The organism is Serinicoccus sp. CNJ-927 (assembly GCF_001942435.1).
GTDB lineage: Bacteria > Actinomycetota > Actinomycetes > Actinomycetales > Dermatophilaceae > Ornithinicoccus > Ornithinicoccus marinus.
The window spans coordinates 144,703-158,581 of sequence record NZ_MKKF01000048.1 but is presented as its reverse complement, the minus strand read 5'-3'; the positions used below and the strand labels follow the sequence as shown (position 1 = coordinate 158,581).

At 72.9% G+C, this 13,879-nt stretch carries 13 protein-coding genes; 12 read left to right on the top strand and 1 reads right to left on the bottom strand.

Annotated features, from left to right (window positions below):
* The first annotated feature begins 40 nt into the window (after nt 1–40).
* The 12 genes from murG to BJF86_RS12900 all read left to right on the top strand — a co-directional run bounded on the left by murG (nt 41) and on the right by BJF86_RS12900 (nt 10,586).
* Nucleotides 41–1,123 carry an undecaprenyldiphospho-muramoylpentapeptide beta-N-acetylglucosaminyltransferase gene (murG, locus tag BJF86_RS12955; RefSeq protein ID WP_075819518.1) on the top strand — a complete coding sequence of 361 codons (1,083 nt, stop codon included), beginning with the start codon at nt 41–43 and terminating at the stop codon, nt 1,121–1,123.
* Nucleotides 1,120–2,607 (top strand): UDP-N-acetylmuramate--L-alanine ligase, encoded by a 1,488-nt coding sequence (gene murC / locus BJF86_RS12950; RefSeq protein ID WP_075819516.1) that lies wholly within the window; start codon nt 1,120–1,122, stop codon nt 2,605–2,607. The genes murG and murC overlap by 4 nt, the downstream gene beginning before the upstream one ends.
* On the top strand, nt 2,604–3,401 hold the full coding sequence (locus tag BJF86_RS12945) for a cell division protein FtsQ/DivIB (protein WP_237768213.1): 798 nt from the start codon (nt 2,604–2,606) through the stop codon (nt 3,399–3,401). The genes murC and BJF86_RS12945 overlap by 4 nt, the downstream gene beginning before the upstream one ends.
* A gap of 129 nt (nt 3,402–3,530) precedes the next feature.
* Nucleotides 3,531–4,841 (top strand): cell division protein FtsZ, encoded by a 1,311-nt coding sequence (ftsZ, locus tag BJF86_RS12940; protein ID WP_075819512.1) that lies wholly within the window; start codon nt 3,531–3,533, stop codon nt 4,839–4,841.
* Between the two features lie 14 nt (nt 4,842–4,855).
* Nucleotides 4,856–5,623, top strand: coding sequence for a polyphenol oxidase family protein (locus BJF86_RS12935; protein WP_075819510.1), 768 nt, complete (start codon nt 4,856–4,858; stop codon nt 5,621–5,623).
* Between the two features lies 1 nt (nt 5,624).
* Nucleotides 5,625–6,365: a YggS family pyridoxal phosphate-dependent enzyme gene (locus tag BJF86_RS12930; RefSeq protein WP_075815448.1), complete on the top strand. Its 741-nt coding sequence runs from the start codon at nt 5,625–5,627 to the stop codon at nt 6,363–6,365.
* A 60-nt stretch (nt 6,366–6,425) separates the two neighbouring features.
* Nucleotides 6,426–6,944, top strand: a complete 519-nt coding sequence (locus BJF86_RS12925; protein ID WP_075819508.1) for a cell division protein SepF — start codon at nt 6,426–6,428, stop codon at nt 6,942–6,944.
* Between the two features lie 74 nt (nt 6,945–7,018).
* Nucleotides 7,019–7,303 carry a YggT family protein gene (locus BJF86_RS12920; protein WP_022924827.1) on the top strand — a complete coding sequence of 95 codons (285 nt, stop codon included), beginning with the start codon at nt 7,019–7,021 and terminating at the stop codon, nt 7,301–7,303.
* Between the two features lie 172 nt (nt 7,304–7,475).
* Nucleotides 7,476–8,474 carry a DivIVA domain-containing protein gene (locus tag BJF86_RS12915; RefSeq protein WP_075819506.1) on the top strand — a complete coding sequence of 333 codons (999 nt, stop codon included), beginning with the start codon at nt 7,476–7,478 and terminating at the stop codon, nt 8,472–8,474.
* Nucleotides 8,475–8,647: 173 nt separating this feature from the next.
* Nucleotides 8,648–9,109 carry a TraR/DksA family transcriptional regulator gene (locus BJF86_RS12910; RefSeq protein ID WP_075819504.1) on the top strand — a complete coding sequence of 154 codons (462 nt, stop codon included), beginning with the start codon at nt 8,648–8,650 and terminating at the stop codon, nt 9,107–9,109.
* Nucleotides 9,110–9,135: 26 nt separating this feature from the next.
* Nucleotides 9,136–9,660 (top strand): signal peptidase II, encoded by a 525-nt coding sequence (gene lspA / locus BJF86_RS12905; RefSeq protein ID WP_083653074.1) that lies wholly within the window; start codon nt 9,136–9,138, stop codon nt 9,658–9,660.
* Nucleotides 9,657–10,586: an RluA family pseudouridine synthase gene (locus BJF86_RS12900; protein ID WP_075819500.1), complete on the top strand. Its 930-nt coding sequence runs from the start codon at nt 9,657–9,659 to the stop codon at nt 10,584–10,586. Before lspA ends, BJF86_RS12900 begins: the two co-directional genes overlap by 4 nt.
* A 96-nt stretch (nt 10,587–10,682) precedes the next feature.
* On the opposite strand, the gene BJF86_RS12895 is transcribed toward BJF86_RS12900, so the two are convergent.
* Complete coding sequence (locus BJF86_RS12895; RefSeq protein WP_083653072.1) at nt 10,683–13,718, bottom strand: M14 family zinc carboxypeptidase; 3,036 nt, start codon at nt 13,716–13,718, stop codon at nt 10,683–10,685.
* Nucleotides 13,719–13,879: the final 161 nt, after the last annotated feature.

The following is a 13,879-nucleotide window of genomic DNA, read 5'->3' as shown; positions in this document are numbered from 1 at the left end:
AAGAAGCCACGGAGGACAGCACGGTGACCGGCTCGGTGTCGTGCTCGCCGGGGGTGGGTCGGCAGGCCACGTCAACCCGCTGCTCGCCACCGCTGACGCGCTGCGGCGCCGGGTCCCGGACAGCGAGCTGCTCGTGCTGGGCACCGCCGAGGGGCTGGAGGCCCGGCTCGTCCCCGAGCGCGGCTACCCGCTCATCGTCGTGCCCAAGGTGCCCTTCCCCCGTCGCCCCGACGCGACGGTCGCGCGCTTCCCGGGCGCGCTGCGCCGGGCGGTCACCGCCGCTCGGGACGCCATGCGATCGGTGGAGGCGCAGGTCGTCGTCGGCTTCGGCGGCTACGTCGCCACCCCGGCCTACCTCGCCGCGCGGCGCGCCGGCATACCCATCGTCATCCACGAGCAGAACGCCCGTCCCGGGTTGGCCAACCGCCTGGGCGCGCGCTTCACCCCGCACGTCGCCACGACCTTCGACCTGACCCGGCTCCCGCACGCCACACCGGTGGGCCTGCCGCTGCGCGAGGAGATCCGCACGCTGGACCGCGCCGCCTCCCGGGCGGAGGGGCTCGCCGAGTTCGGGCTCGAGGACCGGCGTCCCACCCTGCTCGTCTTCGGCGGGTCGCTCGGGGCGCAGCGCCTCAACGGTGCCTTCGCGACCGCCGGTGCCGACCTGCTCGCCGCGGGCGTCCAGGTGCTTCACCTCACCGGGGCGGGCAAGGACGTCGACGTGCCCGCCCCCGACGACCGCACGGGTGCCCGCTACGTCGCCCGGCCCTACACCGACCGGATGGACCTCGCGTATGCCGTCGCCGACCTCGCGGTCGGACGCTCCGGTGCCGGGACGGTCTGCGAGCTGGCCGCGGTCGGTCTGCCCGCGGTCTACGTGCCGCTGCCGATCGGCAACGGGGAGCAGCGGCTCAACGCCCGCGGCGTCGTCGAGGCCGGCGGCGGTCTGCTGACCGAGGACGCCGCCGTCACCCCGACATGGGTGCGCGACGTCGTGCTGCCGCTCGTCCAGGACGGGGAGCGGGTGGCGCGGATGGCGGCCGCCGCGGCCGAGCACGGCGATCGTGACGCGGCCGACCGGCTGGTCGACATGGTCCTGCGCGCGGCGGGACACCCGGCATGAGCGCCCCCCGGTTCGACTTCACCGTCCCGGTGCCGCCGGTGGACGAGCTCGGCCCCGTGCACTTCGTCGCGGCGGGCGGATCCGGGGTGTCCGGGGTGGCCCGGATGTTCCTCGACCACGGGGTCCCGGTGTCCGGGTCGGACCAGCAGGACAGCGCCACGCTGCGCGCCCTGGAGCAGGCCGGTGCCCGGGTCCACGTCGGGCACGACGCCGCCCACCTCGGCGGCGCCAGCACCGTCGTGGTCTCCGGGGCGGTCCGGGAGGACAACCCCGAGCTGGCGGCCGCCCGCGCGGCCGGGCTGCGGGTGCTGCACCGGTCCCAGGGCATCGCCGCGCTGCTGCACGGGCGTCCGGCGGTCGCGGTCGCGGGGGCCAACGGCAAGACCACGACGAGCGCCATGACGGTGGCAGCGCTGCAGGCCGCCGGGGCGGAGCCCGGGTATGTCATCGGCGCGCCGCTGGCCAGCAGCGGCGTCAGCGCAGCGCTCGGTGGCCCCCGGGCCCCGCTCGTCGTGGAGGCGGACGAGAGCGACGGCAGCTTCCTCACCTACCGGCCCCAGGTCGCGGTGGTCACCAACGTCCAGCCCGACCACCTCGACTTCTACGGCGACGCCGCCGCGGTGGAGGCGGCCTACCGCGACTTCGTGGCGACCCTCCCCGACGACGGGCTGCTCATCACCTCGCTCGACGACCCCGGCGCCGCCCGGCTGTCGCGCGACGCGCGCGAGGCAGGCACCCGCGTCCTCACCTGGGGGGCGGGCGGCGCGGACGTGCAGGTGGACGAGGTGAGCACCCACGGGACGACCTCGACCGGTCGCCTCACCTTCCGCTCCGGCGTCGGCGCGGTCGAGCCGGGGGCCACCGTGCGGCTGCGGCTGCCGGTGCCCGGTGAGCACAGCGTGCACAACGCCACCGCGGCGCTGCTCGTCGCGATCGCCGGCTTCGGCCTCGCGCTCGAGCCCGCGGTCGCCGGGCTGGAGAGCTTCGCCGGGGCGCACCGTCGCTTCGAGCGGCTGGGCGCCCACGGCGACGTCGAGGTCGTCGACGACTACGCGCACAACGCGCCCAAGGTCGGCGCCGTGGTGCGCGCCGGTCGCAGCGCGGCGGGGGAGCGTCGCCTCGTCGTGGCCTTCCAGCCGCACCTGTTCTCCCGCACCCGCGACTTCGTCGACGGCTTCGTGGCGGGCCTCGCCGGCGCCGACGTCGTGCTGCTGCTCCCGGTCTACCCCGCCCGGGAGCGCCAGGCGGACTTCCCCGGTGTCGGCTCCGAGCTGCTGCGGCAGGGACTGCTCGCGCTCGGACCCGGCGCCCCGCGGGTGGAGACCGTCGGTTCTGTCGACACCGCGGCGGCCGCGCTCGCCGCCTTGCTCGCCGACGGGCGGGAGACGCTGGTCGTCACGGTGGGGGCGGGTGACGTGACTCGGGTGGGACGTCAGCTGCTGGACCTGCTGGGCGACGGCTCGGGACAAGAGGCCCGGACGTGAGGGTGGGACTGCCGTGGCGCGGGCGTCGGGGGCAGGGCTCGGCGCGCGGTCGTCGCCCCGCCCGTCCGCCGCGGATCGGGAGGCGGGCCCTGCTCGTCTGGAGCGCCGTCGTGCTCGCCGCGGCCGCCGCCATGGTCTTCCTCTTCTATTTCTCCGCCGCCTTCGTCGTCAAGGACCTGCAGGCCACAGGTGCCCGTGAGGAGGTGGCGGCGAGCGCCCTCGAACATGCCCAGATCCCGCAAGGCCGCCCCCTGGCGCGGGTGTCGGAGGGCCGGGTGAGCGAGCGGGTGCTGGAGGACCCGCGGGTCGAGTCGGTCGAGGTGGAGCGTGACTGGCCGTCCTCGGTGACGCTGGTGGTCACCGAGCGGGACCCGGCGGTCGCGCTCCGCGGGGGCGGGTCGACGTGGCTCGCCGACGACACCGGGGTGGTCTACGAGCAGGTGGACGACCCCAGCAACAAGCTGCCGCTGATCAGGCTGCGCTCGGACCCGACCGAGCTGGACGCCGCGACGGTGACCGGTCTGGCCGAGCTGTGGCGGCTGCGGCCGGACCCCGACACGCTGGAGGGTGATCTCGGTGCCCCCGCGGTGGGGCGGGACGGCTCGGTCGAGATGGACCTGGGGCAGGTCACCCTGCTGTGGGGCGAGCCGACCGACAACGAGACGAAGTGGAGCGTCGTCACCGCGCTGCTGCGGCAGGAGACCATCGATCCGCAGGGGGCGCTGGCGATGACGATCGACGTGCGGATCCCCGGCACGCCGGTGGTGTCCGGATTGCCCGAGGCCACGGGCTGAGCCCACCCTCGACCTTCGACCTGAGGTCGAGGTTCAGTCTCGCGCTGGCTGGTGGTGAGCGCGCGTATGCTCGCGCACACGCACCGCATCCATGCACCGCACCCCGCACCCGCACCCGAAAGGTCCATCGTGTCCGCAGCGCAGAACTACCTGGCCGTCATCAAGGTCGTCGGCATCGGCGGGGGTGGCGTCAACGCCATCAACCGCATGATCGAGGTCGGCCTCAAGGGTGTCGAGTTCATCGCCATCAACACCGACGCGCAGGCCCTGCTCATGAGTGATGCCGACGTCAAGCTCGACGTCGGGCGCGAGCTGACCCGCGGCCTGGGGGCCGGCGCGGACCCCGAGGTGGGTCGTCGGGCGGCGGAGGACCACACCGAGGAGATCGAGGAGGCGCTGCGCGGTGCCGACATGGTCTTCGTCACCGCCGGCGAGGGCGGCGGGACCGGCACCGGCGGTGCGCCGGTCGTGGCCAAGATCGCGAAGACGCTGGGGGCGCTGACCATCGGTGTGGTCACCCGTCCGTTCACCTTCGAGGGCCGCCGGCGAGCCAACCAGGCCGAGTCCGGGATCGCCACGCTGCGCGACGAGGTGGACACCCTCATCGTCATCCCCAACGACCGGCTGCTGTCGATCTCCGACCGGACCGTGTCGATGCTCGACGCCTTCCGTAGCGCGGACCAGGTGCTGCTCTCCGGTGTGCAGGGCATCACCGACCTCATCACCACCCCGGGCCTGATCAACCTCGACTTCGCCGACGTCAAGTCGGTGATGCAGGGTGCGGGGTCGGCGCTCATGGGCATCGGCTCGGCACGCGGGGAGGACCGGGCCGTGCAGGCGGCCGAGCTGGCGATCTCCTCGCCGCTGCTGGAGGCCAGCATCGAGGGCGCGCACGGCGTGCTGCTCTCGGTGCAGGGCGGCTCGGACCTCGGGCTCTTCGAGATCAACGAGGCGGCCCGCCTGGTGCAGGAGGCCGCCCACCCCGAGGCCAACATCATCTTCGGTGCGGTCATCGACGACTCCCTCGGCGACGAGGTGCGCGTCACCGTCATCGCGGCCGGCTTCGATGGCGGCGTGCCGCCGGGCCGGGGCGAGGGCAACGACCGGGCACTGGGCCAGGTGCAGGCCGGGGGAGCGGGCCGGCAGCAGGGCGGCGGCCAGCCGCAGCAGCGTCCGGGCGCCTCCCAGCAGCAGCCGCAGCAGCGCCCCGGCTCCGAGGGTCAGCAGGCTCCCGCTCAGGCGCCGCAGCAGCAGCGTCCCGCGCAGCCGGCGGAGTTCCCGCAGGGCGAGCGTCGCGACGCCGACGCCCAGCCGCAGGCAGAGCGGCAGCAGGCTCCGGCCCAGGACGGTGGGCAGCAGCAGCGGCCGGTCCAGCAGCCGCCCCGGCAGGTGACCTTCGAGGACTCCGACGACCTGGACGTGCCCGACTTCCTCAAGTGAGGCGGTAGTTCCTCGTGTTCACCTGGCGCGAGCGGCTGGAGCCCACCGGCGACGGCTACGGCGTGGAGTGGGCCGTGACCGACCGGCACGGCGGCTCCAGCGTCGACCCCTACGCCTCGTTCAACCTCGGCGCGCACGTGGGCGACCGGGAGGACGCCGTCAGCACCAACCGGCACCGGCTCGCCCACGAGCTCGGGCTGCGGGTCGCCGATCTGCGGCTCATGGATCAGCAGCACGGGTGCGCCGTCGCCCTGACGCCGTCGACGTCGGGCGCCGACGGACCTGCCGTGCCGGCCGTCGACGCGCTGGTGACCGGCAGCAGCGACGAGGCGCTGGTGGTCCTCGTCGCCGACTGCGTCCCGCTGCTGCTGGTGGACCGCGCCGAAGGGCTCGCCGCTGTCGTGCACGCCGGGCGCCCCGGGCTGCTCGCGGGGGTCGTCCCGGCGGCACTGGACGCCCTGCGCGACCTCGGGGCTCGTCGGCTGGATGCTGTCGTGGGGCCCTCGGTCTGCCCCCGCTGCTACGAGGTGCCGGCCGCACTGCGGGACGAGGCGGCAGCACTGACACCGACCGCCGCCAGTGTCTCGGTGAGCGGCACCCCCGCCATCGACGTCGCCGCCGGTGTGGTGCAGCAGCTCGCCGACAGCGATCTCGACGTCCGCCTGCGCTGGCTGGCCGGGTGCACCCGCGAGCGCGACGACCTCTACTCCTACCGCCGCGACGGCAGGACCGGCCGGTTCGCCGGCGTCGTCCGGCTCCTCGCCCCGGAGCAGGTGGCCTGACGTGACTGCGACGCGGGAGCAGGAGCTGAGCGGGCGGCTGGCCGAGGTCCGGCACCGCATCGAGGCGGCGTGCGCGGTGAGCGGGCGCCGGCCCGAGGACCTGACGCTGGTGGCGGTGACGAAGTTCTTCCCCGCCGCTGACGTCGAGCTGCTCGCTGGCATGGGGGTCACCGACGTCGGCGAGAGCCGGGACCAGGAGGCCGGGGACAAGATCGGCGCCCTGCCGTCGGACGTGCGCTCGAGGATCCGGGTCCACTTCGTCGGCCAGCTCCAGACCAACAAGGCGAAGCGGGTCGCGCGGTATACCGACGTCGTCCAGTCCGTCGACCGGGCGCGCCTGGTGCGAGCGCTCGCCGCCGGCCGCGCCGCAGCGGTCGAGGACGAGGTCGTGTCGGGCCCGCTCGAGGTGCTGCTGCAGGTCGACCTGGGGGAGGGGGAGCAGGCCGGGCGTGGTGGCGCCGCCCCGGCCGAGCTCGGTCAGCTCGCCGAGGCCGTCGCCGGGTGCGAGCAGCTGCGGCTGCGCGGCGTGATGGCGATCGCGCCCCTCGACCTCGACGACGACGGCGTCCGCCGGGCCTTCGACCGGCTCCACGGGCTGGGGGAGCAGCTGCGGCACACCCACCCGGACGCGACCTGGGTCTCGGCGGGCATGAGTGGCGACCTCGAGGCGGCCGTGGCAGCCGGTGCGACACACCTGCGTGTCGGGAGCGCAATCCTCGGTTCGCGCCCCGCGCAGCGGTAGCGTCGTTCTCGACCGATCCACCACGGGACGCACCCGTCACGCACCTAGGAGCTCGCACACATGGCCGGGGCACTGCGCAAGACCATGGAGTACCTCGGACTCGCCGAGTCCGACGAGCGCTTCGACGACTACGACACCTACGAGCAGGAGTCGCCGGAGCAGCGCGGCAGCGGGGCGACCGTGCGCCAGCTGCGTGACGGCGACACCGCTGAGTCCCACGGTGAGGCGACGGTGGCCACGCTGCCCTCGCGCACCCCCGTCTCCCAGGTCGTCCGCGAGCCGGAGGTCGGCGAGTTGAACCGCATCACCACGATCCACCCCCGCACCTACAACGAGGCCAAGACGATCGGCGAGGCCTTCCGCGGTGGCGTCCCGGTCATCATGAACCTCTCCGACATGGACGACGCCGACGCCAAGCGCCTGGTCGACTTCGCCGCGGGCCTGGCCTTCGGGCTGCACGGGTCGATCGAGCGGGTGACGAGCAAGGTCTTCCTGCTCAGCCCGTCCTTCGTCGAGGTCGACGGGGGCAGCCAGCCCGAGCAGGTCCGCGGGGCGCAGGGCCCGTTCAACCAGAGCTGAGCCGCGCCGAGGTGGGGCCCCGTCACGCGCCCGCCTCACCGGCTCCTCCCAGCGTCCTCGCGTAGGCTGGGCACATGGTCGGCCAGATCCTCGCGCTCCTGCTCAATCTTTACTTCTTCGTCCTCATCGCGCGGCTGGTCTTCGACTGGGTCCAGGTCTTCGCCCGTGACTGGCGGCCGAAGGGACCGGTCCTGGTCCTGGCCAACGGCGTCTACTCCCTCACCGACCCGCCGCTGCGTGCGCTGCGCCGGGTGATTCCCCCGCTGCGCATCGGTCAGGTCGCCCTGGACCTCGGCTTCCTCGTGCTCATCATCGCCGTCGGCATCGGTCGCAGCCTGGCGCTGTCGCTGCCCTTCTGAGGGTGTCTTCGGTCCCCTCGGCCGCCTCGCTGCGCTGCCCGCCGCGGACCTGACCGGCTTTTCTCGGTGCGTTAGAGTGCTCGCTGGACAACGTGCATACCAGCACGTCACCGCCCGACCCGGCACGTGAGCCCGGGGTGGGCGCTCGCTCCCTGCACACGTGAGGTGAAACATGGCGCTGTCCCCCGAGGACGTCATCAAGAAGAGCTTCAGCGCGACGCACCTGCGTCGCGGCTACGACGAGACCCAGGTCGACGACTTCCTCGACGAGGTCGTCATCGAGCTGCGCCGGCTCGTCACCGAGAACGACGGCCTGCGGACCGACCTGGAGGACTGCCGCGCCGGCGGTGGCTCGATGCGCTCCGTGGAGAGCCGACCCGAGGGCGAGGCGGAGCAGGACGCGGGGGCACCGGAGGGAACCGACGCCGTCGCGGCCGACGCGGACGTGGAGTCGCTGCGTCGTCAGCTCGAGGAGTGCCGGCAGGCCCGGGCGGCCGCCGAGGAGAGCCTCGCGGCGGCGCAGGAGCAGGTGGCGAGCGCCGAGCGCGAGCGCGACGAGTTGCGCGCCTCGCGGGACAGGGACATGGACACGGTGGCGGCTGTGCAGGACGGCGGCTCCGGTGAGCAGAGGACCGGCGACGGGGAGGACCCGAGCTCGATCATCTCCCTGGCCCAGCGCCTGCACGACCAGCACGTCGCCGAGGGCGAGAGCGCAAAGACCCGCCTCATCGAGGAGGGCGACGGCTACAAGGCCAGCGCGCTCGCCGAGGCCGACGAGCGCAAGGCCGAGCTGGAGCGCACCGGTCAGGAGACCCACGACCGGCTGGTCCGCGAGGGGCAGACCCAGCACGACGAGCTCGTCCGCACCGGTCAGGAGACGCACGACCGGCTCGTCGGCGAGGGGCAGAGCCAGCACGACGAGCTGGTGCGCACCGGTCAGGAGACCCACGACCGGCTCGTCGGCGAGGGCGAGACCAGCCGCGACCAGATGGTCAGCGAGGCCGAGGGCAAGCGGGCCAGCGTGCTCGAGGACCTGCACGGCCAGGAGACCGCGCTCGCCTCCACGATCAGCAACCTGCAGACGCAGGAGAGTGACCTCCGCCAGCGGCTGCGGACCTTCCTCACCGACCAGATAGAGCGGGTGGACGCCACCGGGCCCACCTCCTCCTGAGCACGACCCCGAGAACTCTCCGCAGCGCCCCGGCCGACATCCTCGCCGGGGCGCTGCGGCATACCCGGGGGAGGGGGGTGTCGCCCTGCGTTGTCAACGTCTGGGCGCTGATCTATTCTGCCGCCACCATCGCTCGTCCCCAGGACGGGCCAGCTGCGAACGAAGGGCGAGGCGTGGCCACGACCGCGAAGAAGGGGGGCTCCGGGACCGCGACGCGCCCGGGGCGGGGCAAGGGTGAGCACCGCGCCCTGAGCGTGCGCGAGGGCGAGAGCCCGTGGAGCGCCGCCGAGGTGGCGGAGCTGCGCGAGGAGCTGGAGGGCGAGATCGACCGGTTGCGCGGCGAGGTCCAGGAGGCCGAGCAGGACCTCTTCGAGCGCGGGCGCGCCTACGGCGACGGGGCGGGCGACGACCAGGCCGACGCCGGGTCGGCCACCTGGGAGCGGGAGCACGAGCTCTCGGTCACCAACAACGCGCGCGACCTGATCGACCAGAACACGCACGCGCTGGACCGTATCGAGGACGGCAGCTACGGCGACTGCGAGTCGTGCGGGACGCCCATCGGCAAGATGCGGCTGCAGGCCTTCCCGCGTGCGACGCTATGCATGTCATGCAAGCAGAAGCAGGAACGCCGCTAGCCTCCCGTCCACCCCGACGACCCCACGTGGTGCTGCTCGTCGCGCTGCTGTGGGCCGGTCTGGACCAGGCGACCAAGGCGTGGGCCGAGGCGGGTCTGACGCGGGGGGAGTCGGTGCCGCTCGTCGGCGAGCTGCTCCAGCTGCACCTCACCTACAACTCCGGCGCAGCCTTCTCGCTGGGCACGAGCTGGACCGGGGTCGTGACCACCATCGCCACCCTGGTGTCGGTCGGCATCGTCGTCCAGGCCTTCCGGACCCGCAGCCTGGGCTGGGCGCTCACGCTCGGGCTCCTGCTCGGTGGCGCCGTCGGCAACCTCATCGACCGCTACTTCCGCCCGCCCTCGGTCGGGCTGGGCCACGTGGTCGACTTCCTGGCGCTGCCCAACTTCCCGGTCTTCAACGTCGCGGACATGGGGGTCACCACCGCGGCGTGCCTCATCGTGCTGCTCTCGCTGCGCGGCTTCCACCCGGACGGGACCCGCGAGGGCGAGAGTACGAGGACCGCCGCCGACGCCGACCCGGAACAGCGCCAGGACGAGGGTGCCCGGTGAGCGACTCCCGCGTCTTCACCGTCCCCGACGGGCTCGAAGGGGAGCGCGTCGACGTCGCGCTGCCCCGGCTGCTGGGGCTGTCCCGCTCCAAGGCGGCCACCCTCGCCGCCGACGGCATGGTCCAGGTCGACGGCCGCGTGGTCGGCAAGTCCGAGCGACTGACCGCCGGCGCCTTCCTCGAGGTGGAGCTGCCCCCGGCCGGGCCGCCGCCTGGCCTGGAGGTCGTGGCCGAGCCGGTCGAGGGCATGCGGATCGTGCACGACGACACCGACATCGTCGTCGTCGACAAGCCCGCCTTCGTCGCCGCCCATCCCAGCGTGGGCTGGACCGGCCCGACGGTGGTCGGTGGCCTCGCCGCGGCGGGTTACCGGATCTCCACCTCCGGCGCACCGGAGCGGCAGGGCATCGTGCAGCGCCTGGACGTGGGCACGAGCGGCCTCATGGTCGTGGCCAAGTCCGAACGGGCCTACACCGTGCTCAAGCAGGCCTTCCGCGACCGGGTGGTCGACAAGACCTACCACGCGCTGGTGCAGGGGCTGCCCGACCCGCACGAGGGGACGATCGACGCCCCCATCGGGCGGCACCCCGGCCACGACTACCGCTTCGCGGTGATGACGAGCGGCCGGCACAGCATCACCCACTACGAGCTGCTCGAGGCGCACCGGCGGGCGAGCCTGCTGCAGATCCACCTGGAGACCGGACGCACGCACCAGATCCGGGTGCACTTCTCCGCGCTGCGCCACCCCTGCTGCGGCGACCTCACCTACGGCGCCGACCCCACGCTGGCGCGCGACCTCGGGCTGGAGCGGCAGTGGCTGCACGCGGTGAAGCTCGGCTTCCTGCACCCGGGCAGCGGGGAGCAGGTCGAGTTCGAGTCGCCCTACCCCGAGGACCTGGAGGGAGCGCTGGACGTCGTCCGAGGTTGAGGTCGACGGCCCGCACGGCGCAGGCACAGCGCAGGCACGGCGCAGGGCCGGGGAGGAACTCCCCGGCCCTGCACGTGTCTCTCCGTCGGACGACGGTCAGCGGCCCCCGAGGATGCTCTCGAGCGTCTCGACGACCGTGGCGGAGAGGGCGCCGTCGCCACCGAGCACGTAGGCGTGCTCGGTCTCCTCGTTGCCCACGAGCCAGGTCGTGGTCGCTTCGGGCAGCGCGTCCGTCTCGCTGAGCAGGATCAGCTGACCCAGGGTGCCGCCCGGCAGGGCGTCCACCATGTTGGCCTGGATGCCGGAGGCGATGGACACCGAGCTGCTGTCCATCCCCTCGGCGACGAAGTGGTCGGCGACCGCGACGGCGGTCTCCCACCGGCCGGAGCCGGAGACCCGCAGCGGGTCGGGCAGCTCGTCGAGGACCTCCTCGTTGACCGCCCCGTCCCCACCGACGACCAGCGAGGAGTCGTAGTCCTCGAGGGCGCCCGCGGTGACGCCGGGCACGCCGTCCTGCCGGACCAGCAGCACCGGGGTGCCGGTGGCGGCAGCCGGGCCGGACACCGCGAGGGCGTCGACCAGGTTGTCCTGGCGGCCCGAGGCCACGATGACCTCGTCGGTGTCGGCGCCCAGCTGCTCGGCGACCGCGACGGCGGTGCCGTACCGGTCCGTACCTGAGACCCGCTCGACCTCGATGTCCATGGCCTCGACCGCCTCGACGACCTCCTCGCCGACGGCACCGTCACCGCCGATGACGACGACCTCGGTGACACCGCGGTCGGTGAGGTCCTGCGCCGTGGCGACGGAGAGCCCGTCGGTGTCGGTCAGCAGGACCGGAGCCTCGAGAGCGGCCCCGAGCGGTGCAGCGACCAGGCCGTCGACCATGCTGGCGTCCGGGCCGCCGACCAGCACCGCGGTGGTGCTGTCCGGGTAGGACTCCTGCCCGATGGCCACCGCCGTCTCGTAGCGGGTCTCGCCCGAGAGCCGGGTGAGGTCCTCCCTGTCCTCGCGTGCGTCGTCTGCGGCGATACGGACGAGCTCGACCAGCCCGGCTGCATACTCCTGCGACTCGGGGTGAGCCTCCTCGAACGGTGGCTGGAAGCCGACGCCCTCCCAGCGCTCCAGCTCCGGGTTCCACAGGTCGTTGCCGACCTCGAAGTTGTAGGCCACGATGTCGTGCTCGTAGTACATGTGGTCGGCAGAGTTGCCGCCGGCGCTGTACAGGACGTCGATGACCGGGCCGGTGTTGGCCGGCCAGGTCACGGTGCCACGGTGCTGGCTGATCGCCTCGATGATCCGCTGGGAGGCGTCGAAGAACTCCTGCAGGTCCTCCGCCGGGGGGAACGGCAACGGCTCGCGGCCGGGCACCTTGTAGGCGCCCGGGCTCCACATGAAGTAGCCGCCGTAGCTGTGCACGTTCATCGAGTGGGTGATGTTCTCGTAGTTCTCCCCGATCCAGGCGGTGTTCAGCGTCTCGGGCTCGGACAGCTCCTCGGGGCCTGCGTAGGTGCCCGAGAGGCAGTTCAGCGAGCCGCCGACATACCCGTCGTGGACGGAGCCGACCGTGAAGTTGCGGTTGAGGTCGACACCCCACTGGTCCTGACGCCGCGGGTCGCGGGCGGCACCCTCGCAGTGGTTGCTGAGGTTCTTGCGCTGGAAGTTGTAGTCGTAGAAGGAGTAGTTCGCCCCGTCCGGGTTGACCACGGGCACCAGGAAGATCTCCACCTCCTCGAGCAGCTCGGCCGTCTCCTCGTCGGTGGCGGCATTAGCCAGCATCCGCTCGGCGAATTCCATCGTCGCCAGCGGGGTGACCCACTCGCGGGCGTGCTCCTGGCTGTAGGCCAGGACGCCCGGGCGAGACCCGTCGCGGTGCTCACCGATGCGCATCATCCGCATCGTCCGGCCCTCGGGGTTCAGGTGCGAGGCGTCCAGCCCGTCGTCCAAGGTGACGGACTCCACGACGGTCATCGTCGCCGCGCCGTCGGTCACCGCGTTGGCGCGGAAGGTCTCCTCGAACGTCTCGTTGATGTATGCGGCCACCTCGTCGACGGTGCTGGTGACCGCGCCCTCGGCGTCGGTGGCCAGGGAGAGGGTCAGCGTGCCGTCCTCGTAGACGCCGGTGAGCTCCTGGCTGGGCTCACCCGGGTCGGCGACGACGACCTCGGTGCCGTTCATCCCGTCGGTGCCGTAGGCGACCGACTCCACGGCCAGCGCGGCGGTGGCGGGGTCGCCGACCAACGCCATGGCCGGGCGGCGGTAGCCGAGCGACTCGTTCGGCAGCTCGACGACGTCGACCAGGTCCGGATACTGCGCAACGAGCCGATCGATGCGCTCGTCGATCTCGCTCGGCGTCATGTACTGGTCGATGAAGTCCTGCTGATAGCCCTCGGGCAGCTCCGGCACCTCGGCGCCGGGCCAGGGGGCGGGCTCGGCGGTCGCGGTGCCGCCCTCCGACGAGGTGACCGTCAGGCTGACCGGGGCCGACGGCAGCGGCTCCGGTTGGTGGTAGTGGAACATGTACTGGCCGGCGTCGACGTACCGGAACAGCTGGAAGGTGCCGCTCTCACCGTCCTCGGTCTCCCACTCGACCTCGATCTGCACGTCCGGGTTGTCGGTGGCGGAGGTCGACACCTGCACCTGCAGGAACGTCTGGCCCCCGGACTCCCACCAGTAGGCGTGGTCGACGACCAGGACGTCCGCGAGCATGCGGCCCTCGTCGGTCGCCTGCATCGTCATCCCCTCCTGGTGCCGGCGCTCGGCCTGCGCCCGGCTGGCCTCGAAGTTCGCGGTGCCCTCCTTCTCGCGCTGGATCACCTGGAGGAGGGTGGCGCCCTCTGCCTGCAGCGCGGTCAGCTCTGCGCCGGTGAGGACGACGTCGGCCAGCACCCGCTCGCCGCGGACGTCGGGAGCGGAGGCGGGCACGCCGGCGAGGTCAGCACCGTCAGCGACGAGCTGCTCGAGCATCTGACGGTTCGGCAGCTGGAGACGGACCAGCGCCGTCTCCTCCGCCGCCAGCTCAGCGTCGACGGAGGCGGTGGGCGGGTCGGCGTCACCGGGCGCCGCGGCGGCCGTGACGGAGCCGGCGAGCACCAGTGCTGCTGACAAGGTGGTGGCGAGGGTTCTACGCGACATTGCGCTCCTTGGGGGATGGCCGCCCGAAGGAAAATCATATGAAACCAGGAATGTGCCGGGCGGAACTTTCATCCTGATCCGAGGCAACCCCCGGGTCAAGAATTCTTGGGCAAAGATGAGGTAAATGTTCCCGAGCCACGGGTCCGTGGTGCCCTCGCGAG

Bases quoted from the DNA above. Each gene is read 5' to 3' on its own strand.
- murC (WP_075819516.1), top strand. From the start codon at position 1,120: ATGAGCGCCCCCCGGTTCGACTTCACCGTCCCGGTGCCGCCGGTGGAC.
- BJF86_RS12925 (WP_075819508.1), top strand. From the start codon at position 6,426: ATGGCCGGGGCACTGCGCAAGACCATGGAGTACCTCGGACTCGCCGAG.
- BJF86_RS12920 (WP_022924827.1), top strand. From the start codon at position 7,019: ATGGTCGGCCAGATCCTCGCGCTCCTGCTCAATCTTTACTTCTTCGTC.
- BJF86_RS12915 (WP_075819506.1), top strand. From the start codon at position 7,476: ATGGCGCTGTCCCCCGAGGACGTCATCAAGAAGAGCTTCAGCGCGACG.
- BJF86_RS12895 (WP_083653072.1), bottom strand. From the start codon at position 13,718: ATGTCGCGTAGAACCCTCGCCACCACCTTGTCAGCAGCACTGGTGCTC.